The sequence below is a fragment of the Xanthomonas sp. WHRI 1810A genome (genome assembly GCF_040202885.1).
Lineage (GTDB): Bacteria > Pseudomonadota > Gammaproteobacteria > Pseudomonadales > Pseudomonadaceae > Aquipseudomonas.
In genome coordinates, this window is record NZ_JBEGED010000009.1 from 1 (window position 1) to 24,975 (window position 24,975).

Annotated in this window: 23 protein-coding genes; 11 read left to right on the forward strand and 12 right to left on the reverse strand. The window is 59.1% G+C overall.

Annotation, left to right across the window (positions count from 1 at the left end):
- Window positions 1-80: 80 nt before the first annotated feature.
- The 6 genes from msrQ to ABQX22_RS14625 form a co-directional block, all read right to left on the reverse strand.
- The gene (msrQ, locus tag ABQX22_RS14600) at window positions 81-701 is read right to left on the reverse strand and encodes a protein-methionine-sulfoxide reductase heme-binding subunit MsrQ (protein ID WP_349800570.1); all 621 of its coding nucleotides are present in this window, start codon (window positions 699-701) and stop codon (window positions 81-83) included.
- On the reverse strand, window positions 701-1,708 hold the full coding sequence (gene msrP, locus ABQX22_RS14605) for a protein-methionine-sulfoxide reductase catalytic subunit MsrP (protein ID WP_441005297.1): 1,008 nt from the start codon (window positions 1,706-1,708) through the stop codon (window positions 701-703). The genes msrQ and msrP overlap by 1 nt, the downstream gene beginning before the upstream one ends.
- Before the next feature lie 78 nt (window positions 1,709-1,786).
- Window positions 1,787-2,635 carry a CDP-diacylglycerol--serine O-phosphatidyltransferase gene (pssA, locus tag ABQX22_RS14610; RefSeq protein WP_349800572.1) on the reverse strand — a complete coding sequence of 283 codons (849 nt, stop codon included), beginning with the start codon at window positions 2,633-2,635 and terminating at the stop codon, window positions 1,787-1,789.
- Between the two features lie 159 nt (window positions 2,636-2,794).
- Window positions 2,795-3,811, reverse strand: a complete 1,017-nt coding sequence (gene ilvC / locus ABQX22_RS14615; RefSeq protein ID WP_349800573.1) for a ketol-acid reductoisomerase — start codon at window positions 3,809-3,811, stop codon at window positions 2,795-2,797.
- A gap of 47 nt (window positions 3,812-3,858) precedes the next feature.
- Window positions 3,859-4,350 carry an acetolactate synthase small subunit gene (gene ilvN, locus ABQX22_RS14620; protein ID WP_349800574.1) on the reverse strand — a complete coding sequence of 164 codons (492 nt, stop codon included), beginning with the start codon at window positions 4,348-4,350 and terminating at the stop codon, window positions 3,859-3,861.
- 2 nt (window positions 4,351-4,352) lie between these two features.
- Entirely contained in the window at window positions 4,353-6,086 is a 1,734-nt protein-coding gene (locus ABQX22_RS14625; RefSeq protein WP_349800575.1) for an acetolactate synthase 3 large subunit, read from the reverse strand.
- Window positions 6,087-6,493: 407 nt separating this feature from the next.
- Between ABQX22_RS14625 and ABQX22_RS14630 the strand changes: the two genes are divergently transcribed.
- Window positions 6,494-6,925, forward strand: a complete 432-nt coding sequence (locus ABQX22_RS14630; RefSeq protein ID WP_349800576.1) for a DUF4124 domain-containing protein — start codon at window positions 6,494-6,496, stop codon at window positions 6,923-6,925.
- Between the two features lie 3 nt (window positions 6,926-6,928).
- On the opposite strand, the gene ABQX22_RS14635 is transcribed toward ABQX22_RS14630, so the two are convergent.
- From ABQX22_RS14635 to mrcB, 3 genes are read right to left on the reverse strand one after another with little or no spacing between them, the layout of a single operon-like run.
- Window positions 6,929-7,258, reverse strand: a complete 330-nt coding sequence (locus tag ABQX22_RS14635; protein WP_349800577.1) for a YqcC family protein — start codon at window positions 7,256-7,258, stop codon at window positions 6,929-6,931.
- Window positions 7,258-8,022: a tetratricopeptide repeat protein gene (locus ABQX22_RS14640; protein WP_349800578.1), complete on the reverse strand. Its 765-nt coding sequence runs from the start codon at window positions 8,020-8,022 to the stop codon at window positions 7,258-7,260. The genes ABQX22_RS14635 and ABQX22_RS14640 overlap by 1 nt, the downstream gene beginning before the upstream one ends.
- A 16-nt stretch (window positions 8,023-8,038) precedes the next feature.
- Window positions 8,039-10,357, reverse strand: a complete 2,319-nt coding sequence (gene mrcB / locus ABQX22_RS14645; protein WP_349800579.1) for a penicillin-binding protein 1B — start codon at window positions 10,355-10,357, stop codon at window positions 8,039-8,041.
- Window positions 10,358-10,492: 135 nt separating this feature from the next.
- On the opposite strand from mrcB, the gene ABQX22_RS14650 reads away from it, so the two are divergent.
- The 3 genes from ABQX22_RS14650 (at window position 10,493) to ABQX22_RS14660 (ending at window position 12,931) form a co-directional block, all read left to right on the forward strand.
- Complete coding sequence (locus ABQX22_RS14650; RefSeq protein ID WP_349800580.1) at window positions 10,493-12,028, forward strand: AAA family ATPase; 1,536 nt, start codon at window positions 10,493-10,495, stop codon at window positions 12,026-12,028.
- Window positions 12,029-12,129: 101 nt separating this feature from the next.
- Window positions 12,130-12,474: a pentapeptide repeat-containing protein gene (locus ABQX22_RS14655; RefSeq protein WP_349800581.1), complete on the forward strand. Its 345-nt coding sequence runs from the start codon at window positions 12,130-12,132 to the stop codon at window positions 12,472-12,474.
- A 205-nt stretch (window positions 12,475-12,679) separates the two neighbouring features.
- A complete protein-coding gene (locus ABQX22_RS14660; RefSeq protein WP_349800582.1) occupies window positions 12,680-12,931 on the forward strand; it encodes a TfoX/Sxy family protein in 252 nt (83 codons plus the stop codon).
- A 242-nt stretch (window positions 12,932-13,173) separates the two neighbouring features.
- Here ABQX22_RS14660 and deoC read toward each other — a convergent pair whose 3' ends face one another.
- Window positions 13,174-14,019, reverse strand: a complete 846-nt coding sequence (gene deoC / locus ABQX22_RS14665; protein WP_349800583.1) for a deoxyribose-phosphate aldolase — start codon at window positions 14,017-14,019, stop codon at window positions 13,174-13,176.
- A 119-nt stretch (window positions 14,020-14,138) separates the two neighbouring features.
- Here deoC and ABQX22_RS14670 point away from each other — a divergent pair, with 119 nt between their 5' ends.
- A complete protein-coding gene (locus ABQX22_RS14670) occupies window positions 14,139-14,498 on the forward strand; it encodes a Rieske (2Fe-2S) protein (RefSeq protein ID WP_349800584.1) in 360 nt (119 codons plus the stop codon).
- On the opposite strand, the gene sfsA is transcribed toward ABQX22_RS14670, so the two are convergent.
- Together sfsA and ABQX22_RS14680 are read right to left on the reverse strand one after the other, a co-directional pair.
- Window positions 14,476-15,216 (reverse strand): DNA/RNA nuclease SfsA, encoded by a 741-nt coding sequence (sfsA, locus tag ABQX22_RS14675; protein WP_349800585.1) that lies wholly within the window; start codon window positions 15,214-15,216, stop codon window positions 14,476-14,478. The genes ABQX22_RS14670 and sfsA overlap by 23 nt on opposite strands.
- Entirely contained in the window at window positions 15,216-16,388 is a 1,173-nt protein-coding gene (locus ABQX22_RS14680) for a pyridoxal phosphate-dependent aminotransferase (protein WP_349800586.1), read from the reverse strand. The genes sfsA and ABQX22_RS14680 overlap by 1 nt, the downstream gene beginning before the upstream one ends.
- Window positions 16,389-16,728: 340 nt before the next feature.
- Between ABQX22_RS14680 and dksA the strand changes: the two genes are divergently transcribed.
- From dksA to ABQX22_RS14710, 6 genes are all read left to right on the forward strand, one after another.
- A complete protein-coding gene (gene dksA / locus ABQX22_RS14685) occupies window positions 16,729-17,172 on the forward strand; it encodes an RNA polymerase-binding protein DksA (RefSeq protein WP_349800587.1) in 444 nt (147 codons plus the stop codon).
- Between the two features lie 73 nt (window positions 17,173-17,245).
- Window positions 17,246-18,133, forward strand: a complete 888-nt coding sequence (gluQRS, locus tag ABQX22_RS14690; RefSeq protein ID WP_349800588.1) for a tRNA glutamyl-Q(34) synthetase GluQRS — start codon at window positions 17,246-17,248, stop codon at window positions 18,131-18,133.
- 125 nt (window positions 18,134-18,258) lie between these two features.
- A complete protein-coding gene (locus ABQX22_RS14695; RefSeq protein ID WP_002552060.1) occupies window positions 18,259-18,435 on the forward strand; it encodes a hypothetical protein in 177 nt (58 codons plus the stop codon).
- Window positions 18,425-21,373, forward strand: coding sequence for a sensor histidine kinase (locus tag ABQX22_RS14700; protein WP_349800589.1), 2,949 nt, complete (start codon window positions 18,425-18,427; stop codon window positions 21,371-21,373). Before ABQX22_RS14695 ends, ABQX22_RS14700 begins: the two co-directional genes overlap by 11 nt.
- Window positions 21,374-21,395: 22 nt before the next feature.
- The gene (locus ABQX22_RS14705) at window positions 21,396-22,832 is read left to right on the forward strand and encodes a sigma-54-dependent transcriptional regulator (protein ID WP_349800590.1); all 1,437 of its coding nucleotides are present in this window, start codon (window positions 21,396-21,398) and stop codon (window positions 22,830-22,832) included.
- Between the two features lie 734 nt (window positions 22,833-23,566).
- Complete coding sequence (locus tag ABQX22_RS14710; protein ID WP_349800591.1) at window positions 23,567-24,973, forward strand: polynucleotide adenylyltransferase PcnB; 1,407 nt, start codon at window positions 23,567-23,569, stop codon at window positions 24,971-24,973.
- Window positions 24,974-24,975: the final 2 nt, after the last annotated feature.

Here is a 24,975-nt window from a genome sequence, read left to right on the forward strand (position 1 = left end):
TTAACAAGAAGTTTTCCGTTTCGTCTGCGCCGGAAGTGGGGCGAATTATAGACAGATACTGAGGGCCGTCAACCCTTTATTTATGCTTTGGTTCCAACTGCTGACTTACGAGCATTAAAACGGGGGATTCGCCGAGCAATGACGGGCACTCGAAGCAAAATCAACAATGCCCCAATACCTGCATACAAGGACCATTCTTTTAGATCCGCCCTGACAATCCACAGGAAATGGAGCAAGCCGAGCCCCAAAATCACATAAATAAGCCGGTGCAGCTTTTTCCAGCGAGCTCCGAGACGTCGCTGGCTGTATCGATTGGAGGTGACTGCCAGCGCAAGCAGGCACAAGAACGCGATACTTCCGACAATGACGTAGGGCCGCTTGACCAATTCCACGCCCAACTGACCCCAATCCAGGCCCAGGATGAAAAACGCATAGCCCGTCATATGCATCACCACATAAGCAAAGCACCACAACCCCAACTGACGTCGCACGACGATCCAGCCCGGCCAGCCGGTCATACGCTGCAAGGGAGTCATCGCTAAGGTGATCAGCAGCAAGATCAGCGTCCCCAACCCCAGACGATCTACCAAGACTTTTCCAGGATCAGGCCCCAGCGCAAAGATCCAGGCCTGGTACAACCACAATACTGGCGCAATACAGCACGCCACGAACACGCCTAACCGCCAGTACAGAAAACGCATCAATAATTTTTCCGCAGATCCAGGCCCGTATAAAGCGCGGCAACCTGCTCGCCATAGCCATTAAACATTTCGGTCTGTCGTACATTCGGACTGAACAGCCCGCTGGGCAGACGACGCTCACGCGCTTGTGTCCAACGCGGATGATCGACCGTGGGATTCACGTTCGCGTAAAAGCCGTACTCATTCGCAGCGATACTTTGCCAAGTGGTCTTGGGCTGCTCGCTCACCAGACTGATACGAACGATCGACTTCACGCTCTTGAAGCCGTACTTCCAGGGCACGATCAACCTTAACGGCGCACCGTTCTGATTAGGTAACTCACGTCCGTACATTCCCACGGCAAGTATCGCCAGCGGGTTCATCGCTTCATCCAGTCGCAGCCCTTCTACATAAGGCCAGTCGATAAGCGCAAAACCTGAGCGCTGCCCCGGCATGACCTTGGGATCCTGAAGCGTCTCGAAGCGGATGTATTTGGCGTTCGAGGTGGGCTCGACCTGCTTGAGCAGTTCAGAAATGGGAAAACCGATCCAGGGAATCACCATCGACCAGGCTTCTACGCAACGCAGCCGGTAGATCCGTTCTTCCAGTTGATAGGGCTTCATGAAGTCCTCAAGCGCATAGCGCCCGGGCTTGCCCACCTCCCCATCAATGACAACGCTCCACGGCTCGGGTTTAAGCGAGCCAGCATTTTGGGCCGGATCACCCTTGTCGGTGCCGAACTCGTAGAAGTTGTTGTAGTGCGTGGCATCTTTGAAGGGCGTGATCGCTTCGTCTTTGACGTTAACAGCTTGCCATTTGGTATCAGGCAGCTTGTCCTTGAACCATTGGGGCGCAGCGCCAGGTTCGACGTCCGAATAGTGAGAGACATCAGCCGCGGAAGCCCACCGCGGCAGCGCGCTCATGGCCAGCCCCGCTGCGGATGCTCCGAGCAGAGTACGGCGAGAGAGGTAAATGGATTCAGGCGTGACATCCGACTCTTTGCAATCGGACGCAGACGGCAACTTGATCAGCATAATGACTCCGCAACTATGGGGAACTGATGCACCTATAGACTGCGGAGTATGCGGGAAATTGAAGCGTGGGTTCTATTTATGCCGACGTAAGCGCAGCAGGTACTGGACTGGACCCGAAGCGGCATAAGCGAGAAAAATTAGCAGCAAAATGCGAGGTGGATCGCTAAACACCACAGCAAACACTAAAACTACTGCAAGAATGGCGACAAATGGCACGCGCCCCTTCAGGTCGAATTCCTTGAAGCTGTTGTACTTGATGTTGCTGACCATCAGCATGCCGGCAGCCGCCACCAGCAGCGCCACCAGGAACGACATTTTCGAGCCTTGGATGCCGAAGTCACTGAATGCCCATACTGTACCTGCGACGACACCCGCTGCCGCAGGACTGGCCAAGCCGATGAAGTAGCGCTTGTCGGCCTTGCCCACCTGAGTGTTGAACCGCGCCAGACGCAACGCAGCACCCGCCACGTAGATAAAGGCGACCATCCAGCCCACCTTGCCCATGTCGCCCAACGCCCAACCAAAAGCCAGTAATGCAGGCGCGACACCGAAAGCGACCATGTCGGACAGCGAGTCGTACTCGGCGCCAAACGCACTTTGGGTATTGGTCATGCGAGCGACGCGGCCGTCCAGCCCGTCCAGCACCATGGCGACAAAAATCGCTATGGCCGCGAACGCGAAGTACTTGCTCGCGCCTACCGGATCTCCGGCGCTCATCGCACTCTGGGCGCTCATGGAGCTGATGATGGAGTAGAAACCGGCAAACAGGTTGGCGGTGGTAAATAGATTGGGCAGCAGATAGATCCCGCGATGACGCACCTTGCGGCCCTCATCATCGTGACCTTCTTCAATATGCTCGTCGATCGGTAACAGGCTTTCGGCGTCAGAGGCCGTGTTCGGCTCTTCGGAACGTTCGCTCATAAACAATACCTTGCAGCTGTGAAATTTCGACTGGTGCTTGCGACGCTACGTCGGCAAACGATGCAGCTTTATACCAGATGAGCCCCCATAACGAAAAAACGCGACCCTCAGGCCGCGTTTTTTCAGGGGATTTGAAGACCCCCTCTACAAGAACCGAACTCAGTTCTTGGCTTTATCGACGATCTTGTTCGCCGCGATCCAAGGCATCATCGAGCGCAATTGCTCGCCGATGATTTCAATGCCGTGGTTGGCGTTGTTGCGACGCTTGGCGGTCATCGACGGATAGCCGGTTGCGCCTTCGCTGATGAACATCTTGGCGTACTCACCGTCCTGGATGCGCTTCAGCGCGTTGCGCATGGCCTGGCGGGATTCAGCGTTGATGACTTCAGGGCCGGTCACGTATTCGCCGTACTCGGCGTTGTTGGAGATCGAGTAGTTCATGTTGGCGATACCGCCTTCGTACATGAGGTCAACGATCAACTTCAGTTCGTGCAGGCATTCGAAATAAGCCATTTCTGGCGCATAGCCTGCTTCAACCAGGGTTTCGAAACCGGCTTTGACCAGCTCGACGGTACCGCCGCACAGTACGGCTTGTTCGCCAAACAGGTCGGTTTCGGTTTCGTCCTTGAACGTGGTTTCAATGATACCGGTACGGCCGCCACCCACACCCGAAGCGTAAGACAGCGCAACGTTTTTCGCGTTGCCTGAGGCATCCTGATAGATCGCGATCAGGTCAGGGATACCGCCGCCTTTGACGAACTCGGTACGCACGGTGTGACCCGGTGCTTTTGGCGCAATCATGATCACGTCCAGGTCAGCGCGCGGCACAACCTGGTTGTAGTGGATCGCGAAGCCATGGGAGAAAGCCAGGGTGGCGCCCTTCTTGAGGTTCGGCTCGACTTCGTTCTTGTACAACGCGGACTGGAATTCGTCCGGGGTCAGGATCATGACCAGATCAGCAGCAGCAACGGCAGAAGCAACATCAGTCACTTTCAGGCCATGGGCTTCAGCCTTGGCGACAGTGGCAGAACCCTTGCGCAGTCCGACAGTGACATCAACGCCGGAGTCTTTCAGGTTGCACGCCTGAGCGTGGCCTTGGGAACCGTAACCGATGATGGCGACTTTCTTACCCTGGATGATGGAAAGGTCGCAGTCTTTGTCGTAATAAACTTTCATGAAATACCCCTGTTATCTTGGCCGTTCAGGCCATTCGCTAAATTGAGTTAGATGCTCAGCACTTTGTCGCCGCGGGCAATACCCGTAACGCCGCTGCGTACTGTTTCCAGGATGGCAGCAGTGCCAATGGCCTGAATGAAGCTATCGAGTTTGTCGCTCGTGCCGGTGAGCTGCACGGTGTACACGCTGGCGGAAACGTCAACGATCTGGCCACGGAATATATCGGTGGTGCGCTTGATTTCAGCGCGTTGAGCACCCATGGCTTTCACCTTGATCAGCATCAGCTCACGCTCGATGTGCGCGCTTTCCGACAAATCGACCAGCTTGACCACTTCAACCAGTTTGTTGAGGTTCTTGGTGATTTGCTCGATCACCTCATCGTGACCCACCGTGGTCAACGTCAGACGCGACAACGTCGGGTCTTCGGTCGGTGCCACTGTCAGGCTTTCGATGTTGTAGTTGCGCTGCGAGAACAGGCCGACGACGCGAGACAAGGCGCCCGGTTCGTTTTCCAGCAATAGCGAAATAATGTGGCGCATGATTAAGTCCGCTCCGTCTTGCTCAGCCACATATCGCGCATGGAGCCGTCTTTGATCTGCATCGGATAAACGTGCTCGGAAACATCAACCTGAATATCCATGAACACCAGTCGATCGGTCATGGCAAACGCCTCTTCCATCTTGGGCTTCAGGTCTTTCAGATCGGTGATCTTCATGCCGACGTGGCCATAAGCTTCCACCAGCTTCACGAAGTCAGGCAGCGACTCCATGTAGGAATGCGAGTGGCGACCGCTGTAGCTCATGTCCTGCCATTGGCGGACCATCCCCAGCACACCGTTGTTGAGCAGGATGATTTTGACCGGCAGCCCGTACTGCAGGCAGGTCGACAGCTCCTGGATGTTCATCTGGATGCTGCCTTCGCCGGTGACACACGCTACATCGGCTTCCGGGAAGCTCAGCTTGACGCCCATCGCCGCCGGGAAACCGAAGCCCATGGTGCCCAGGCCGCCAGAGTTGATCCACCGGTTAGGCTTGTTAAAGCGATAGTACTGAGCGGCGAACATCTGATGCTGGCCAACGTCGGAGGTGACGTAGGCATCGCCCTTGGTCACTTCACACAAGGTCTCGATAACCGTCTGCGGCTTGATGACACTGCCGTCGCCGTGGTTATACGGGAACATCTCCCGATCACCGCGCCATTCCTCGATCTGCTTCCACCAACTGGCAACGGACTCCTTGTTCGGGGCCTCGCCAATCTCTTTGAAGGTAGCAACCATTTCGGTCAGTACGCTTTCGACCGGCCCGACGATGGGGACGTCGGCTTTGATGGTCTTGGAGATGGATGCCGGATCGATGTCGATATGGATCACCTTGGCGTTCGGGCAGAACTTCGCCGCACCATTGATCACGCGGTCATCGAAACGTGCGCCCACCGCCAGGATCACATCGGCGTGGTGCATCGTCAGGTTGGCGGTGTAGCTGCCATGCATGCCGAGCATGCCGACGAACTGGCGATCGCTGCCCGGATAGCAACCCAGGCCCATCAACGTGTTGGTGACGGGAGCGTTCAGCGCTTGAGCCAACTCGGTCAACGGCGCGGAGCCGTTACCCATGATCACGCCGCCGCCGGCATAAATCACCGGACGCTTGGCCGCCAGGAGCATTTCCACAGCCTTGCGGATCTGTCCCGAATGACCACGGACTGCCGGGCTATACGAACGCAGCTTGGCTTTCTTCGGGAAAACGTACTCGAACTTCTCGGCCGGGTTGGTCATGTCTTTGGGGATGTCGACGACAACGGGACCAGGACGACCGGACTGCGCCAGGTAAAACGCCTTTTTAAGCACTTCCGGAATTTCCGACGGGTGCTTGATCATGAAGCTGTGCTTCACGATCGGGCGGGAGATACCGATCATGTCGGTTTCCTGGAATGCGTCGGTGCCGACCAGGGTGCTGGCAACCTGACCTGACAAGACCACCATCGGAATGGAGTCCATGTAGGCGGTGGCAATACCTGTGATGGCGTTGGTTGCACCCGGGCCGGACGTCACCAGCACCACGCCGGCTTTACCCGTGGCGCGAGCGTAACCGTCGGCCATATGTGTAGCCGCCTGTTCGTGACGAACAAGGATGTGGCTCACAGACGGTTCTTTGTACAGGGCATCGTAAATATGCAGGAGGGCACCGCCTGGGTACCCATAGATGTGCTCAACGCCTTCGTCACGCAAAAAGCGGACGACCATTTCAGCGCCAGATAAAAGCTCCACGTTGTTCACCTCTAAAACGCCAGAATACCGTCCACTCGTTGGCAGACGGGTCTAATAGGTTTACTGCAAAGCAGAGCATGAGCGACGGTGGTCGCCGACTACGTCAGCACTGACTGAGCAAGTATTGGGGTCCCCCCTTAAGTGTTTCGGGGCTTTCCCACCCAGCGCGAGGTAACGCGTTGCGGGTGTTACAGGTCGGCGCGGGTGTGCGCCTCATGATCTACCGAGATGGCCTGCTTCTGGCAGTCCTTCTACAGCGAACTTTGGATTGTTGTGATTCGACCCCGCCAAGTCAAGTCATCCGTTACCTTTCTTCAGTGCAAGCGCATGAATAAGCACCAAGAGGCAGTCGATCAGGCCGGCGTGTGATAGCGTGCCAAGGCACTATTTATCAAAATCGACGCCAAGGGAGCAGTATGCGCTGGAAGATTTTCACGGCCGCGTTGGCGCTGGCTATCGGTCCTCTCGCCCAGGCCGCCCAGATTTACAAATGGGTCGATGCCCAGGGTGTCACACATTTCGACGCCCAGCCGCCAGCCGGCCAGCAGGCTCAGGAAATTCATACCCAGAAAGCAGTGTCGGCCCCTCCCCCCGCCTCCCAGCCAGCGCCGTTGCCGGACCCGAAAGGCGAACAAGAGGCGGTGGATGCCAAGGTGAAAAAACAGGTGGCTGACCAGGAAGCCAAACGCGCCGTGTATTGCAACGCCGCCCGGACCAATCTGTCGCAGTTTCAGAACAATCCACGGGTTCGCGAGGAGGTCGACGGTGAGATCAAGCGCTTTACGGAGGAAGAGCGTCAGGCCCGCATCACGGACCTCAAGCAGGCCATCTCCGCTAATTGCCTTTGATCCTCAGGTCGCCTCGGTGATCAGCCGATCAAACTGCGCCAACAGACCTTGCAGGGCCCGCGTCTCCACGGCGCGACCGGAGTAGACCATCTGGGCCATCTCCAGAATGCCTGACGCGTTGGGCAGCGGCAGGTCCTGCTCAAGAATGGTCTTCATGCGCGGCAGGAAAATCCACTGCAACCACTGATCGAAGTCCAGTGTGTCCACACAAAACGGCTCACGACTGGCGAGTGCTTCGTCATTGGGCGGGATGTCTTTCCACAGGCCGAGCACACGCAGCTCTCGCTCGATCAGCAGCAAGTGGTCGGCAATCTGCGGAAAACGTTTATCCATCAGAGGCTGACCTTGGCTTTCTGGCGCGCGAGCGCAGCGCCGGAGGCATCACCCTGTTTTTCGCGAGCCTGGGCGATGAGGTTCCACAAACTGGCCTGCAGACTGGCACGCCCGTTCGCGTAGGTAAGACCGCGCTGCGCCAACTGCTCGGCCTGCGAGGCATCACCTTGGGCCAGACGCACTTGCGCCAGACGATAAAGCACCTGCGGCTCCCGAGGCGCAACACGCTGAGCGCGCTCCAGGCTCGACGAAGCACCATTGAGGTCGCCACTGCTCTGTTGTTTTTGAGCGGTGGTCAGAAGTGCCAGCACCGGCCCATCAAGTTGCTCGTCGGCCGACAGGCCACCCGACGACGGGATACCGCTCGGTGCGGTCGGGGCCGGAGCGGTGTAGGTATTGCTCGCGGGAGCCGGCATGTTGTAGGTCGTGCCGGCTGGCGCCTGACTGACCGGCGATGTATTGATCGGCGCGGTATTGACCGGAGCCGTATCGATCGGCGGGGTAAACGCTTGGATCGGCGCAGCGGACGTCGTTGCACCACCGCCCGGCACCATCACAACGACGCCTGAATCCTCAGTGATCGACTGCGGCTGCGCACGGGTCGGGGCCGCCGCTGGATAGGTATTGTTACGGGTTGCAGATACGCGCTCGCCATTGGAGATGCGGGAACCGGAATCAACCACCGGAATCGCGCTGCGCGTTTGACTGGCACAACCATTGAGCAAAGCCAGAGCCGTTAAAGCTGGAATCCACCACTTGTTCACTTCACACCCTCTTCGCTTAGTTCAACCAGCCTTTGACCCAATCCATCACCTCGGCGGGTGCGGAGTTGCCACCGCACGCAGGACCGGGCTGAGGCTCACTGCCGCGAATATACGGCATCTGTACGGCATTCGGGCACCCGGCATCGCTGCCCTGTCCGGTGCTGGCATCGACCCAGGCCTGCACGACGTTACCGGGCAGCGCCATGTCCAGCGGCAATGGATCGGCTTTTTTCATGAAGCTGGTCCAGACCTGCAACGCCCCGGTGGCGCCGGTGAACGGGGTCTTCCCGTTATCGTCGCGCCCAAGCCACACCACCGCCAGTAAATCCTGACTGAAGCCGGCAAACCAGCTGTCGCGCGAGTCATTGGTGGTCCCGGACTTGCCCGCCAGATTGAGATTAGCCGACAGCGTGTTGTAGACCGACCGGCCCGTACCTTCACGCATCACGCGCTGCATGGCGTTCTGCAGCAAATAGATGGAGCCCGGATCGAAGCGCTGTTGAATCTGGAATGGATAGCGCTTGAGCGGTTCGCCCTCGGCCGTCAACACGCTGCGAATCCCGCGCATCGGCGTGTTGAAGCCGCCGTTGGCGATGGTCTGGTACATGACGGCGACTTCCATCGGGCTCAACGCCCCCGCCCCCAACAGCATCGACGGATAGGTCGGCCATTCGCGGGTGATACCCAGCTTGTTCAGTGTCTTGAACACGGTCGGCACACCCAGATCCAGGCCCAGCTTGGCGCTGGACAGGTTGTAGGAATGCGCCAGCCCCTGGTACAGGAAAATATTGCCGTGGGCCTTGTGATCGAAATTCTGCGGTTTCCAGACCTGGCCATCGGCGCCCTTGACCGAGAATGGTTCGTCCGGGATCCAGCTGGTCAGCGTGTACTTGGACGGTTGCTCCAGCGCAGTCAGGTAGATCGCCGGTTTAACCAGAGAGCCAATGGGCCGGACGGCATCGATAGCGCGGTTGAAGCCGGCAAACCCCGCCTGACGGCTGCCGATCAGCGCCTGGACTTCACCGGTTTCAGGGTTGGTCACGACCATGGCCCCTTCCATTTCATCCGAGCCCTTGCGCCCGGCGAGGCGAGCGAAGGTTTCCTTCATCGCCGACTCGGACTTCATCTGCAGGATCGGGTCGAAGCTGGTGAAGATTCGCAGGCCTTCCTCGGTCAAGTCTTCGTCGCGATAGTCTTCGCGCAACTGGCGTTTGACCAGATCGAGGAACCCGGGGAACGAACTGTCCGCCAGCGAACCGGTCTTGGTCACGCCCAGCGGCATCTTCTTCGCTGCCGCAACCGCTTCCGGTGTTGCTACGCCCTGCTGTTCAAGTAGATCCAGCACCAGGTTGCGTCGCTCAAGGGAGCGCTCCGGGTTGCGACGCGGGTTGTAATAGGAAGGCCCTTTGACCAGCCCGACCAACAGCGCCACTTGATGAAGCTTGAGCTCGGACAACGGCTGGCTAAAGAAATACTGACTGGCCAGCCCGAAGCCATGGACCGCACGCTGCCCATCCTGGCCCACGAACACCTCGTTGAGGTACGCCTCCAGGATTTCCTGTTTGCTGTAATGAATCTCCAGCAAGATGGCCATCATGGCCTCGGTCAGCTTGCGCGTGATGCTGCGTTCGTTGGTCAGGTAGAAGTTCTTGACCAGCTGTTGGGTCAAGGTGCTGCCGCCCTGACGCATCTGCCCGGCCGACGCATTGACCCAGAACGCACGGGCAATGGATTTGGGCGACACACCAAAGTGGTGGTAGAAATCGCGGTCTTCGACCGTCACCAGCGTGTCAAGCAGGTAGGGCGGTGCCTGATCGAGCTTGATCAGAATGCGGTCTTCCAGGTTTTTCGGGTACAGACCGCCAATCATCAGCGGTTCAAGGCGCGCCACAGCAAGCTTTGCGCCGTTGGCGGACGTCAGGTCGGCGACGTAGTCCCCGGAGAAGCGGACGCGAATCTGCTGTGCCGGGTCTGCCCCTTCGTAGAACTGGAATCCCCGCGTATTGAGATCGACCGTGTTACCGCTGACCGCAGCAGCGCCCGGGCCGTTGGCCACGCTTTCACGGCGATAGCCGAGTGCATCGAGCTCAATCAGGAAGTCATCACGGGACAGTTTTTGCCCTACGAACAACTCGAGCGGTCGGGCGTAGACCTTGGCCGGAATAGTCCAGCGCTTGCCGGAAAATTTTTCCTGGACGATCGAATCAAGGTAAACGGCAAAGCAGGCGAGGATCACCAGGCCAACAAGACTGAGCTTCAACGCCCAGCCTAATAGCGAGCGAAGGCGGCTGTTGGCGGGTTTGGGGGATTTCTTGGGGGTGCGGGTACGGGTCATGGCGGCGGATTATACGCATTTTCCGGGTGATCGGCAGACCACCCTCACGGCGGTTTGCAGCGATGCGCCGAGCGGCCATAATGGCCCTCTTTTTTAGCCGTTATTACCGCCTATTACCCCCTTGAAGGATCGCCCGTGAGCCAGTCACTGATCGCCGCCCTGCAGAACCCTGCCCTGTTCTCTCATCCGATCGAGCGTTTTCAAGTCATCGAGACGCATATCTCATGGGTTCTGCTCACTGGCCCCTACGTTTACAAAATGAAGAAACCGGTTAATTTCGGTTTTCTGGATTTCACCGAGCTTTCGGCGCGCCAGCACTTCTGCAACGAAGAGCTGCGGTTGAACCAGCGTCTGACCCAGGATTTGTATCTGGAAGTGCTGCCTGTAACAGGCACCGTTGACCAGCCGACACTGGGCGGCTCCGGTGAAGCCATCGAATACGTGCTGAAAATGCGCCAGTTCCCGCAGGAAGGGTTGCTCAGCACTCTCCAGGCCAACGGCGAACTGACCACGGCACAGATCGATGAACTGGCCACGCAGATTGCGGACTTCCACCTCAACGCACCTCGCGTTCCGGTCGATCATCCACTGGGCACCCCGGAAGCGGTAATGGCACCGGTGACCCAGAACTTCGAGCAGATTCGTCCGTTCCTGACAGAAAAAGCCGATCTCACTCAACTGCAGGCTCTGCAGGGCTGGGCCGATGCAAGCTTCGAACGCCTCAAGCCACTGCTCGATCAGCGCAAGACTGACGGCTTCATCCGGGAATGCCATGGCGATATCCACCTGGGCAACGCCACGCTGATCGATGGCAAGGTCGTGATTTTTGACTGCATCGAGTTCAACGAGCCGTTTCGGATGACTGATGTCTACGCGGACATCGGATTCCTTGCGATGGACCTTGAAGATCGTGGCATGAAGGCTCACTCGCGCCGCCTGATCACTCAGTACCTGGAAAAGACCGGCGATTATGCGGGGCTTGAACTGCTGAATTTCTACAAGGCCTATCGCGCACTGGTTCGGGCAAAAGTCGCGTTGTTCGGTCTGCCGGCGGACGCCGACGCCGTCCAACGCGGTACGATCCTGCGCCAATACCGCAACTACGCCAATCTGGCCGAGAGTTACAGCGCCATTCCTTCACACTTTCTGGCGATTACCCATGGCGTTTCAGCGGTGGGCAAGAGCCACGTCGCCATGCGCCTGGTGGAAGCGTTGGGCGCGGTTCGCCTGCGTTCGGACGTCGAGCGCAAGCGTCTGTTTGCTGATAAAGAAGACCTTTATGCCGACGATGTGAGCGCGGCGACTTACGAGCGCCTGCATCAGCTGGCAGCAGTCGTCCTGCGCGCGGGTTTCCCGGTCGTGATCGATGCCACTTACCTCAAGCAAGCGCAACGTGAAAGCGCCGCCAAAGTCGCCGAAGCGACCGGCGCCCCGCTGCTGATCATCGATTGCACAGCCCCGCAGGCCGTGATCGAGGGCTGGCTGCAGCAGCGTCAGGCGAAAAATGAGGATCCGTCTGACGCAACAATCTCCGTTATCCAGGCACAGCAGGCCTCTCGAGAGCCGTTGACTGCATTGGAAATCCTGAGCAGCACCCACGTCGAAACCCACATCAGCTCCGATCTGGATGGGCTGGTCGCGCACATTCGGGAGTGCCTGCCAGGGTTGTAAACCCCGGACACACCGGCAGTCGAGTCGTGATCGATCTCCCTTCACGGCTCGTCGGTGGTGGCACTATACTGGCGTCAAAATACGAACAGTGGAGACGCCCCATGAGCCAGCCAAAACGCCTCGATTCCGCGCTTTATTCGTTACTGCATAAAGACGACGTTGCAGCCTTCAATCTCCAGCGTCCGCGAACCGGACCTATAGACCTGTCGGGAGGCGACTTCCGCGGCCTGGATCTGCGCGAACTGGATGCGGAGGGCATCGATTTCACGGATGCCTACTTCCGCTCGGCCGACCTCCGTGGTGTTGATCTGCGCACATCGTCGCTGGAAGGCGCGAGTATCGCCCATGCGCAGATATCGGGAACCTACTTCCCGCCGGAACTCAGCGCCGATGAAATTCTGATGTCGATGAATTTCGGCACTCGCCTGCGCTATCGCACGCGTTGATATTCGATGTCCCTCCCATCCGGTATTTGAAGACCGGGGGACGCTACCGGCTGGCGTTATTTCCTCTCGATCATCGACCGTCTGGCGCCTGAACAGGCTCCCGCGTTAGCCATGCACCACAGATTTCCTACACTTTATTCAGACGGATCTGGGTTTAGTCATTTGTCATTGCGTTAACGGAGCAGCACCACGCCAAGGAGGCAACATGGATGATGAACTGCGGCAATTGAAAAACCTCGGCAAGACCTCTGCTCAATGGCTGCACGCCTCCGGCATTCACAGCACCGCCGATCTGCGCCGCCTTGGGGCCGTCAATGCCTATCGGGCCGTCAAGACCCGAGGCTTCAACGTTTCGAAAACGTTGCTGTATGCCCTTGAAGGCGCGCTTGAGGACCAGCACTGGAGCGCACTGTCGGTTGAGCGTAAAGAAGCCCTTAAACTCCAAGTCGACCCTTGAATCAGCATCGTCTGAAAATAGTTTGCTGCTCCCTGTTGACTTACAAATGAGAATCACTATGATTATCACATCCGGTCGCGAGACTGGACGGTAACTTGAAAGGCTCCTTGGTTCGGACTTTCAGATTATCTCCTCATCAGGCTAATCACGGTTTTTGACCCGGCTCTTTGCCGGGTCTTTTTTTGCGCTTTTTTTACCGTTCAGGCAAGCCGCAGAGCAGGCGCGCAGGGGCAGGTCCATCCTCATTCCCACAGCCCCAAATGCAGCAGCACGTCATCCAGCAAACTGGTGGCGCCGATGCGCAGCCTGTCAGGTTGCAGCCAAAGCGCGCCGAAGCGTGTACGCGCCATCTCCAGATAGACGTTTGCCTCTGCCAGCGTCCGAATGCCACCGAACGGCTTGAGCCCGACCTGTCCGCCCGCCTCGGCAATGGCTTCGATCATGATGCGCGAAGCTTGCGGGGTCGCATTGACGATAGCCTTTCCGGTGCTGGTCTTGATGAACGCAGGGCCGAACGCAATGACGTGCCGGCAGACATCATGGATCACCTGCGGATCGCTCAACACGCCTGTCTCCAGCGTCACAGTCAGCCGGGCATGCCCGTGGCAGGCATCCCTGCAAGCCACTATCACCTCGGTACCCACGCATTCGCCGCCGGCCATTTGCATGCGAAAGGGGTACACCAGATCGATCTCGTCGGCGCCCGCCATCAGTGCCGACCGGGTTTCGGACTCAACCGACCGAGCACTCCCCGTCCCTCCCGGAAAGTTAACCGCCGCCACAACGCTGATGCCGTGTGCCTGCTCCCGGTCCAATGTCCGCCGCGCCAGCCCGACAAACTGCGGCAAAACGCAGACCGCCGCGACAGGTCCGAAGGGTGTGAGCCCTCGCTGGCAAAGGGCAATGATCCGTTCCGGCGTGTCGTCTCTGTGCATCGACGTCAATTCAAGCAGCCCAATCATTTGCTGAGCCAGTTCATCGTTACTGCCGCTCATCGCATCCCCCTCAAGGCTTTCAAGGGCGAACCATAAACGAGCGCGGAGCTGCATGACCCGGCAGGCGACCACAAAGGAAGTGGACGACAGCATTGCAGGAAATGTCTTTAGGCAAAGTCCTGCAACGCCGCGCAATGGACGAATGCAAGATAATGAACACAATTAGCCGGTAACAGCTGCCAGACTGAGTACGAGCCGCTAGCTGATCCACTATGAAAATACGCGCTTCAAGGAGACTCCCCCTGAAATTCCTGTGTGAAGGAAACCACGTTCCAGACGGTCAAAGCCGCGGCTTCGAATTGGCCGGGGTGCCGATCCTTGCCGTGCGAAGGGCCGGGCAGGTCTATGTCTACAAGAATCGCTGCCCCCATCGCGGAGTCGGGCTGGAATGGTTGCCCGACCAGTTTCTCGACAGCAGCGCCAGCCTGATCCAGTGCGCGACCCACGGCGCACTGTTCTTGATCGAAGACGGTGAATGCATCGCCGGCCCCTGCGAGGGCAAATCCCTGACCGCCCTCGAGTGTCGCGAGGACGGTCAGGGCATCTGGGTCACGCCACCGGCAGCGGAGTAACCGGTGCAGCGTCCAGATGCACCTCCAGCCGGCGGTCGATGCGCACCTCATCCGGCGTCAATTGCACCCCGTAGGCCAACACTTCAACGCCGGCAGCGACAGCCTCACGCAGCGCACTGGCGTAAGCGGCGTCTATTTCTTCTGCAGGACGCACCGCTTCGATGCCCGTGAGATTGACGCAATAAAGCAAGACTGCCCGTACGCCATCCCTCGCCAGCGCCGCCAATTCACGCAAATGCCGCGCGCCACGCTGGGTGACGGCATCCGGAAACGCCGCAACCGCCGAACCGTCAAAGCCCAGGGTCACGCTCTTGACCTCAAGAAACAGCGGGCCGGCGGGGTAATCCAGGCGGAAGTCGACACGGCTGTTTTCAACGCCGTACGCCACTTCGCGCTTGAGTGCGGTGAAGCCGTTCAACTCGGTGATGACACCCGCCAGCAACGCTTCCTCGACCAGCTTGTTGGCCCGTCCGGTGTTGACGCAGGCGAAACGTCCTTGCGGTGTCTCACTGATTTCCCACGTACCGGGCAGCTTGCGCTTAGGGTCGTTGGAGCGGCTGAACCACACCCGCCCCCCCGGCGCCATGCAATTGAACATCGAGCCGGTGTTGGGGCAATGAATGGTCAGGCGCTCGCCGCTGGCCGTTTCGATGTCGGCCAGAAAGCGTTTGTAGCGGACAATCAGGCGACCTTCTTCGAGCTCTGGAGAAAACCGCATCAGCCTTGCCAGCTCCGCAAGCCACGGCCAATGCGCTCGACCGCCTCCTGCAGGCGCGGCAGGCTCTGCGTATAGGCGAAGCGCACATGATGCCCGGACTGGTAACGGCCGAAATCAAGTCCCGGGGTGAAGGCCACATGCTCGGTCTCAAGGAAATGTCGGCAGAACGCAAAGGCATCGCCGCCGAAAGCACTGATGTCCGCATATAAGTAGAAGGCCCCTTCGGGCTCCACGGCGATGGTGAAGCCCAGTTCGCGCAGCGCTGGCAGCAGGAAGTCACGGCGGCGACCAAACTCGACGCGACGCTCCTCGAGAATGGCCAGCGTTTCAGGCTCAAAACAGGCCAGTGCGGCACTTTGCGCCATACTCGGTGCGCTGATGTAGAGGTTTTGCGCCAGCTTCTCGAGATCACCGATGGCGTCTGCGGGTGCCACCAGCCAGCCGAGACGCCAGCCGGTCATGCCGAAATATTTCGAAAAACTGTTGAGCACGAACGCGTCGTCGTCCACTTCCAGCACGCTGGCGGCGTCGTTGCCATAGGTCAGGCCGTGATAGATCTCGTCCACCACCAAATGACCGTTGCGAGCCTTGAGCGCTGCGGACAATGCCGCCAGTTCGTCCCGGTGCAGCAGCGTACCGGTGGGGTTGGCAGGCGAAGCCACCAGGGCGCCGACGCTGTCTTCATTCCAGTGCTGCGCCACCAGGTCCGCCGTCAATTGATAGCGTACGTCCGGACCCACCGGCACCAACTGCGCGGCCCCCTCAACCAGTCGTAAGAAGTGGCGATTGCAGGGATAGCCGGGATCGGCGAGCAGCCAGTGTTTGCCGGGATCAACCAACAAGCTTGCGGCCAGCAGCAATGCGCCGGAACCGCCTGGTGTGATCAAAATCCGCTCGGGATCAACGTTGACGCCGTAGCGCTGCCCATAAAAGCCCGCAATGGCTTCGCGCAGCTGGGGCAGACCCCGAGCGGCGGTGTAGCGGGTTTTGCCGGCGGCCAGCGCGGCCTGTCCGGCCTTGATGATGGGCTCGGCCGTGGTGAAATCAGGCTCGCCAATCTCCAGATGAATGACGTCGTGCCCCGACGCCTGCAGTTCATTGGCCCGCGCCAGCAGCGCCATGACATGAAAAGGCTCGATTGCGCGGCTGCGCGCACTGTAGGGCTGAGGCATTGTTCTTCCTTTAAGAGACGTTGGCGCTATGGCGAGATTCTACCCAACCGATGACCTCGACACAGGCTTAAAACACACTCAGCCCCCAGGTGCCGCCGTGTTAATAACGCAACGCCGACCGCGGCAGGACTAAACGTGTCCCACTTCACAAATATCAAACCAACTCCCCCGTGCTGTGGTCATAGCCACAGGCGCGCCGCAGAGTCATGCTCGACAACCGGGAGTAGCGCGCTCCGATTTGATCTGGTAAGTTCGCCCGCTTGCAGCCGCAGGGCCGGCAGGTGTCGGCGATGGATTATATTCCTGCGCAATGGATAGATGAGTGAGAGGCGGTCCCTTCATGCCCACCCCAGAAAAGCAAAAAAGCAGTCAACTGATCAGTGGTTTCGAACCCTACGTTGCGACTAAGGGTGAGGAATACATGGGCGAGCCCATGCGTAAGCACTTCGTCAAAATCCTGAACAAGTGGAAGCAGGACTTGATGCAAGAGGTTGATCGGACCATGCATCACATGCAGGACGAAGCCGCCAACTTCCCTGATCCGGCGGATCGCGCCAGCCAGGAAGAAGAATTCAGCCTCGAACTGCGCGCACGAGATCGCGAGCGCAAGCTGATCAAGAAGATCGACAAGACCCTGCAGCTGATCACTGACGAAGAATATGGCTGGTGCGAATCCTGCGGCATCGAAATCGGTGTTCGCCGTCTGGAAGCACGTCCAACGGCTGATCTGTGCATCGACTGCAAGACATTGGCTGAGATCAAGGAAAAACAGGTCGGCAAGTGATCTGATTTCTCGATGATACAAAAGGCGCTTAGGCGCCTTTTGTTGTTTTGGTTTGCCCCGTACCATCGCCGCCATGAAACCTTCTTCTTATATAGGGCGCTTCGCGCCAACCCCCAGCGGTTATCTGCACTTCGGCTCGTTGGTCGCGGCGCTGGCGTCTTATCTCGACGCACGCTCAGTCGGTGGAAAATGGCTGATGCGCATGGAGGACCTCGACCCTCCCCGTGAAGTGGCCGGCGCCCAATCCGCCATTCTCGATACCCTGGAAAGCTACGGATTCGAATGGGACGGCGAGTTGGTCCGGCAAAGCGAACGTCACGAGGCCTACCAAACCATCATCAACCGCTGGTTCAGCCAAGGCCTGGCCTACGCGTGCACCTGTTCGCGCAAACAGCTCGAAGGTTTCAAGGGTGTCTATCCCGGCTTCTGTCGTGACGCCGGCCACTCCCCGGACAATGCGGCGATCCGGATTCGCGTTCCGGAGGTGGAATACCGCTTCACTGATCGCGTGCAGGGTGAGTTTCGCCAACACCTGGGCCGCGACGTCGGGGACTTCGTGATTCGCCGGCGCGACGGCCTGTACGCCTATCAGTTGGCGGTTGTGCTCGACGACGGCTGGCAAGGGGTGACCGATATCGTCCGCGGCGCCGACCTGCTCGACTCCACGCCGCGCCAGCTCTACCTGCAGGAACTGCTCGGCCTGCCGCAACCGCGTTACCTGCACGTGCCGCTGATCACGCAGCCGGACGGCCACAAGCTGGGTAAATCCTATCGCTCGCCCCCGCTGCCCACGGATCAGGCAACGCCTTTGTTGCTGCGGGCATTGCGTGCGTTGGGGCAAATACCTCCCCAGACGCTGACATCGGCCACCGCGCGTGACGTGCTGGACTGGGGCATCGCGCACTGGAATGCCGTTTTGATTCCCCACGTGACCGCCCTTGAAGAAGCTCGAATAGACTGAGCCAGAGCGCTTGCCCCACACTGCGCTGCAACGGTGGCCGAAACGCCACTTGCAGCCTGATCGGCATCCGTTACCATGCCGCACCTTCGGGCTGTCTTGTCTGGTTATTCACGGTGGGAGGCCAAATGTACATATACCGATTGGTCCTGCTTCTGGTGGTAGGCATCTACCTCTTTTCCCCAGCCATCATGGACTGGTGGATCGACGCGACGGGCGCCTGGTACAGGCCCTACATGCTGTGGCTGATTCTCATTGTGGTGACGTTTATCCTGCAGAGCCAACGAGATGCCGATGAGCTTTAGCCTGACCCAGATGATCCTGGTCAGTGCCGCGTACCTGTCGGTGCTGTTCGGCGTGGCGTGGATCAGCGAACGCGGCGTGATCCCTCGCTGGATCATTCGCCATCCGCTGACGTACACGCTGTCGCTGGGCGTTTATGCCAGCGCATGGGCGTTCTACGGGACGGTCGGCCTGGCGTATGAATACGGGTACGGTTTTCTGTCCAGCTACCTCGGGGTTTCCGGCGCTTTCCTGCTCGCACCAGTGCTGCTTTACCCGATCCTGAAAATCACCCGCACCTATCAACTGTCGTCGCTGGCCGACCTGTTCGCCTTTCGTTTTCGTAGCACCTGGGCCGGCGCGCTCACGACAATCTTCATGCTCATTGGCGTGTTGCCGCTTCTGGCGCTGCAGATTCAAGCGGTTGCCGATTCCATCGGGATCCTGACCCGTGAGCCGGTGCAGAACCGCGTTGCCCTGGCCTTCTGCGCGCTGATCACGCTGTTCACCATCTTCTTCGGATCGCGCCACATTGCCACACGCGAGAAGCACGAAGGGCTGGTCTTCGCCATCGCCTTTGAATCGGTGATCAAGCTGGTGGCCATGGGCGGCATCGGCCTCTACGCGCTGTACGGCGTATTCGATGGCCCGCAGCAGCTGGAGCTCTGGCTGCTGCAGAACCAGAGCGCACTGGCCGCGTTGCACACCCCGCTGCAGGAAGGCCCGTGGCGCACGCTGCTGCTGGTGTTTTTCGCCTCGGCCATCGTCATGCCGCACATGTATCACATGACGTTCACTGAAAACCTCAACCCGCGCTCGCTGGTCAGCGCCAGCTGGGGTTTGCCGCTGTTTCTGCTGCTGATGAGCCTGGCCGTTCCGCTGGTGCTGTGGGCAGGCCTGAAACTCGGCGCCACCACCAGCCCGGAATACTTCACGCTTGGCATCGGCATTGCAGCCAACAACAAAGCGTTGGCACTGCTGGCCTATGTCGGCGGTCTGTCTGCGGCCAGCGGTCTGATCATCGTGACCACCCTCGCCCTCTCCGGCATGGCACTTAACCATCTGGTGCTGCCGCTTTATCAGCCGCCCGCCGAAGGCAACATCTACCGCTGGCTGAAATGGACACGTCGCGGGCTGATCGTGGCGATCATCATGGCCGGCTATGGCTTCTATCTCTTGCTGGGCGCGCAGCAGAATCTCGCCAGCCTGGGCATCGTCGCCTTCGTCGCCACGCTGCAATTCCTGCCCGGTGTATTGTCAGTGCTATACTGGCCCGCAGCCAATCGTCGTGGGTTCATGGCCGGGCTTCTGGCCGGGATGGCGGTCTGGCTGGTCAGCATGCTCCTACCCCTGATCGGCAATCTGCAGGGTTACTACATCCCGTTACTGAACATGATTTACGTGCTGGATGACACCAGTTGGCACATGGCGGCGATTGCTTCGCTGGCGGCCAACGTATTGGTGTTCACCCTGATCTCGTTGTTCAGCAACCCCAGCCCGGAAGAAGCCAGCGCTGCCGAAGCGTGCGCGGTGGACAACGTGCGTCGCCCGCAACGTCGGGAATTGCACGCTGTGTCTCCGCAGGAGTTTGCCACCCAACTGGCCAAGCCGTTGGGCGCCAAGGCCGCGCAGAAGGAAGTCGAGCAGGCCCTGCGTGATTTGTACCTGCCATTCGACGAACGCAGGCCATATGCGCTGCGTCGCCTGCGCGACAGGATCGAAGCCAATCTGTCCGGCCTGATGGGCCCCAGCGTCGCCCAAGACATGGTCGAAACCTTCCTGCCCTACAAATCAGGCAGCGAGAACTACGTCACCGAAGACATCCACTTCATCGAAAGCCGTTTAGAGGACTACCACTCGCGCCTCACGGGGCTGGCCGCCGAGCTCGACGCCCTGCGCCGCTATCACCGCCAGACCCTGCAGGAGCTGCCGATGGGCGTGTGCTCCCTGGCCAAGGACCAAGAGATCCTGATGTGGAACAAGGCCATGGAAGAACTCACCGGCATTGGTGCGCAACGCGTGGTGGGGTCCCGGCTGTCGACCATCGCCGATCCCTGGAAAGAGCTGCTGATGGGCTTCATCCATCTGCCGGACGAGCATTTGCACAAGCAACGTCTCGGGCTCGATGGCCAGACCCGCTGGCTGAACCTGCACAAGGCGGCGATCGATGAACCCCTCGCCCCCGGTAACAGCGGCCTTGTGTTGCTGGTCGAAGATCTGACCGACACTCAGATGCTCGAAGACAAACTGGTCCACTCCGAGCGTCTGGCCAGCATTGGGCGCCTGGCCGCGGGCGTCGCCCATGAGATCGGCAACCCGATCACCGGCATCGCCTGTCTGGCGCAGAACCTGCGCGAAGAGCGTGAAGACGACAGCGAACTGACCGAGATCAGCAGCCAGATCATCGAGCAAACCAAGCGCGTGTCGCGCATTGTTCAGTCGTTGATGAGTTTCGCCCATGCCGGCGGGCACCAGCACAGTGATGAAGCGGTGTGCCTGGCCGAAGTCGCTCAGGATGCCATTGGTCTGCTCGCGCTCAATCGGCGCAATTTCGAGGTGCAGTTCTATAACCTGTGCAACCCCGAGCATTGGGTCGATGGCGATCCACAACGTCTGGCCCAGGTGTTGATCAACCTGCTCTCCAACGCCCGCGACGCTTCCCCTGCGGGCAGCGCGGTGCGGGTCAAGAGCGAAGCGTCCGAACACACGGTCGATCTGATCGTCGAAGACGAAGGCACCGGAATTCCGAAAGCAATCATGGACCGCTTGTTCGAACCGTTCTTCACCACCAAGGATCCGGGCGAAGGGACAGGGCTGGGCCTTGCACTGGTCTATTCCATCGTTGAAGAGCATTATGGACAAATCACCATCGACAGCCCGGCTGACCCCGAGCACCAACGCGGAACCCGGATTCGGGTGACACTACCGCGACATGTCGAAGCGACGTCCGCCGTGAACTGAGACCGTCGAGAGAATCGAATCAATGCCTCACATTTTGATCGTCGAAGATGAAACCATCATCCGCTCTGCCTTGCGTCGCCTGCTGGAACGTAACCAGTACGAGGTCAGCGAAGCTGGCTCGGTGCAGGAGGCCCAGGAGCGGTTCAGCATCCCCTCGTTCGACCTGATCGTCAGCGATCTGCGTCTGCCGGGCGCACCGGGTACCGAGCTGATCAAGCTGGGCCAGGGCAAGCCGGTGCTGATCATGACCAGCTATGCCAGCCTGCGGTCAGCCGTGGATTCCATGAAGATGGGCGCGGTGGATTACATCGCCAAGCCCTTTGACCACGACGAAATGCTGCAAGCAGTCTCCCGCATCTTGCGTGACCGGCAGACCGTGGTCAGCATGCAGGCCGAACGCGCCGCAACGGCGAAGCTGCCTGGCGGTGACAAGTCAGGCGCGGACAACAGTAACGGCGAAATCGGCATCATCGGCTCATGCCCGCCGATGCAGGATCTTTACAGCAAGATCCGCAAAGTCGCGCCGACCGACTCCAACGTGCTCATTCAAGGCGAATCCGGGACCGGCAAAGAGCTGGTTGCCCGCGCGCTGCACAATCTCTCCCGCCGGGCGAAAGCGCCGATGATCTCGGTCAACTGCGCAGCGATTCCCGAGACCCTGATCGAATCCGAACTGTTCGGCCACGAAAAAGGCGCGTTCACCGGTGCCAGCGCCGGCCGTGCCGGGTTGGTCGAAGCGGCTGACGGCGGTACGTTGTTCCTTGACGAGATTGGCGAACTGCCCCTCGAGGCCCAGGCGCGTTTGCTGCGGGTGCTGCAGGAAGGCGAAATCCGTCGTGTAGGTTCGGTCCAGTCGCAGAAAGTGGACGTGCGACTGATCGCTGCGACCCACCGCGACCTCAAGGGCCTGGCCAAGATCGGCCAGTTCCGCGAAGACCTTTATTACCGCTTGCACGTAATCGCCCTCAAGCTACCCGCCCTGCGTGAGCGAGGCCCGGACGTCAACGAGATCGCCCACGCGTTTCTTGCCAGACAAAGCGCCAAAGTCGGTCGTACCGATCTGAAATTTGCGCCGGATGCTGAACAAGCCATTCGTCATTACTCCTGGCCGGGCAACGTGCGCGAGCTGGAAAACGCCGTCGAGCGTGCGGTGATCCTGTGCGAGAGCCCGGAAATCTCAGCCGATCTGCTGGGGATCGACATCGAACTGAGCGACATCGATGTGGATGAATTCATCGGTCTCGCGCCACAGCAGACGTCCGCCAGTTCCACGGCCCATGAGCCGACTGAAGATTTGTCTCTGGAAGACTACTTTCAGCATTTCGTCCTGGAGCATCAGGACCACATGACGGAAACCGAGCTCGCTCGCAAACTCGGGGTCAGCCGTAAATGCCTGTGGGAACGCCGCCAACGCCTGGGTATCCCTCGCCGCAAAACTGGGGTTGCCAGCGAAACGTGAGGTGCGGTTTTCATGCAAGGCTCTGGCACGCGGCATGCCGGGCGATGTAAGAAACTGTTACCGCGACAGGACGACGTAACAAAAGCCGGGGCGTACGGTAACGAAGCCCCGGTTTTTTTCGCCTGTCGAAAACTGCGGCATTTAGCCACACCCCCGGTTTTAAAGGACGTCAGCGCGATCAATGGAAGTTGGCACAGCTCCTGCTATATCACTGGTACAAGAACAACAAAAACCAGTAACCGCAGCACACCACAATAAAAACAATATGAACCGACTCACGCATAACAAATACAACACGGCGGAGGCGTAGCTAACTGATTCTTTTGGAGAGGCGTTGCATTTGGGACATGTCCCGCGACCAGGCCGAGAACAACAAAAACTACCCGAAGGTAGAGCCTGAACTGGTTGGATCGATTGATCATTGCTGCACAGCGACCAAAGCAATCCGTTTGCTCTTGACTCCCGATTGGGAGGTTTCACAGGCGAAAGCCGTGAATTGGGCACTCAACAAAAACAAAAAGCCCAACAGACAATAAAAATAAGAGCAGATAACTTGGGGGAGCTTCGGCTCCCCCAGTAGCTTTCAGAGCACACCGCATCACTTCCCCGTTTTATCGACCTGCCAGCTGCTTTGCGCTGCGTCCTACACCATCCCCCGACTAAATGCTAGAATCCCCGCCCATCCTGCGGCCATTTCTGAATTTGGCCGAATATCCCTTCAAACAGTGCATCCCATGCTGAAGAAGCTGTTCCAGTCATTCCGTTCCCCTCTGCGCAAGCCGCAGCAACACGTGCGTACGACGCCTGAAGTGCTCAGCGGCAGCCAACACTCGTTGAAGCGCAATCAATTCAGCCGCTACGCCGTGAACATCGTCGAGCGTTTGCAAACCGCCGGTTACCAGGCCTATCTGGTCGGCGGCTGCGTACGCGACCTGATGCTCAATATCGAGCCCAAGGACTACGACGTCGCCACCAGCGCCACGCCGGAGCAGGTCCGCGCCGAATTCCGGAATGCGCGGATCATCGGCCGCCGTTTCAAACTGGTCCACATCCATTTCGGTCGTGAAATCATAGAAGTTGCCACTTTCCGCGCCAATCATCCCCAGGATGACGAAGACGAGGACAGCAATCAGTCCTCACGCAACGAGAGCGGGCGCATTCTGCGTGACAACGTCTACGGCACGCTGGAAGAAGACGCACAACGCCGCGACTTCACGATCAACGCGCTGTATTACGATCCGGTCACCGAGCGTGTGCTGGACTTCGCCAACGGTGTGCACGACATCCGCAATCGCCTGATCCGCCTGATCGGTGATCCCCAGCAGCGCTACAAGGAAGACCCGGTGCGCATGCTGCGCGCCGTGCGCTTTGCCGCCAAGCTGGATTTCGGCATCGAAAAACACAGTGCCGCGCCAATTCGTCAGCTGGCACCGATGCTGCGGGATATTCCCTCCGCACGTCTGTTCGAGGAAGTCCTCAAGCTGTTCCTCTCCGGCTACGCCGAGTCCACCTTCGAAATGCTGGTAGACCTCGAGCTGTTCGAACCGCTGTTCCCGGCCAGCAACAAGGCCCTGGAATACAACCCGACCTACACCCACACGCTGATCAGCGATGCGCTGGCCAATACCGACCTGCGGATCAAGCAGAACAAGCCGGTAACGCCTGCGTTCCTGTTTGCCGCGCTGCTGTGGCCCGCCCTGCCCGCTCGCGTGCTGCGCTTGCAAGAGCGCGGCATGCCAGCGATTCCGGCGATGCAGGAAGCAGCGCACGAACTGATCGCCGAGCAATGCCAGCGCATCGCGATCCCAAAGCGCTTCACCATGCCCATCCGTGAGATATGGGACATGCAGGAGCGCCTGCCCCGCCGTTCCGGCAAACGTGCCGATCTGCTCCTCGACAACCCGCGGTTCCGCGCCGGCTACGACTTCCTGCTGTTGCGCGAAATGGCCGGTGAAGAGACTGACGGCCTGGGCGACTGGTGGACTGAGTATCAGGAAGCCAATGACAGCGGCCGTCGCGACATGATTCGCGATCTGGGCAGCAAGTCCGAGACCGGTCAGGGCCCGCGCAAGCGTCGCCGCACGGGTGGCAGCAAACGCAAACGTACCGGCGCCGATGCCTCCAGCGCGTCGGGCGAATGATC

Coding starts and splice junctions, on each gene's coding strand:
- msrQ (WP_349800570.1), bottom strand. CDS start 701: ATGCGTTTTCTGTACTGGCGGTTAGGCGTGTTCGTGGCGTGCTGTATT.
- pssA (WP_349800572.1), bottom strand. CDS start 2,635: ATGAGCGAACGTTCCGAAGAGCCGAACACGGCCTCTGACGCCGAAAGC.
- ilvC (WP_349800573.1), bottom strand. CDS start 3,811: ATGAAAGTTTATTACGACAAAGACTGCGACCTTTCCATCATCCAGGGT.
- ilvN (WP_349800574.1), bottom strand. CDS start 4,350: ATGCGCCACATTATTTCGCTATTGCTGGAAAACGAACCGGGCGCCTTG.
- ABQX22_RS14630 (WP_349800576.1), top strand. CDS start 6,494: ATGCGCTGGAAGATTTTCACGGCCGCGTTGGCGCTGGCTATCGGTCCT.
- ABQX22_RS14635 (WP_349800577.1), bottom strand. CDS start 7,258: ATGGATAAACGTTTTCCGCAGATTGCCGACCACTTGCTGCTGATCGAG.
- mrcB (WP_349800579.1), bottom strand. CDS start 10,357: ATGACCCGTACCCGCACCCCCAAGAAATCCCCCAAACCCGCCAACAGC.
- ABQX22_RS14655 (WP_349800581.1), top strand. CDS start 12,130: ATGAGCCAGCCAAAACGCCTCGATTCCGCGCTTTATTCGTTACTGCAT.
- ABQX22_RS14660 (WP_349800582.1), top strand. CDS start 12,680: ATGGATGATGAACTGCGGCAATTGAAAAACCTCGGCAAGACCTCTGCT.
- deoC (WP_349800583.1), bottom strand. CDS start 14,019: ATGCTGTCGTCCACTTCCTTTGTGGTCGCCTGCCGGGTCATGCAGCTC.
- ABQX22_RS14670 (WP_349800584.1), top strand. CDS start 14,139: ATGAAAATACGCGCTTCAAGGAGACTCCCCCTGAAATTCCTGTGTGAA.
- sfsA (WP_349800585.1), bottom strand. CDS start 15,216: ATGCGGTTTTCTCCAGAGCTCGAAGAAGGTCGCCTGATTGTCCGCTAC.
- ABQX22_RS14680 (WP_349800586.1), bottom strand. CDS start 16,388: ATGCCTCAGCCCTACAGTGCGCGCAGCCGCGCAATCGAGCCTTTTCAT.
- dksA (WP_349800587.1), top strand. CDS start 16,729: ATGCCCACCCCAGAAAAGCAAAAAAGCAGTCAACTGATCAGTGGTTTC.
- gluQRS (WP_349800588.1), top strand. CDS start 17,246: ATGAAACCTTCTTCTTATATAGGGCGCTTCGCGCCAACCCCCAGCGGT.
- ABQX22_RS14695 (WP_002552060.1), top strand. CDS start 18,259: ATGTACATATACCGATTGGTCCTGCTTCTGGTGGTAGGCATCTACCTC.
- ABQX22_RS14700 (WP_349800589.1), top strand. CDS start 18,425: ATGAGCTTTAGCCTGACCCAGATGATCCTGGTCAGTGCCGCGTACCTG.
- ABQX22_RS14705 (WP_349800590.1), top strand. CDS start 21,396: ATGCCTCACATTTTGATCGTCGAAGATGAAACCATCATCCGCTCTGCC.
- ABQX22_RS14710 (WP_349800591.1), top strand. CDS start 23,567: ATGCTGAAGAAGCTGTTCCAGTCATTCCGTTCCCCTCTGCGCAAGCCG.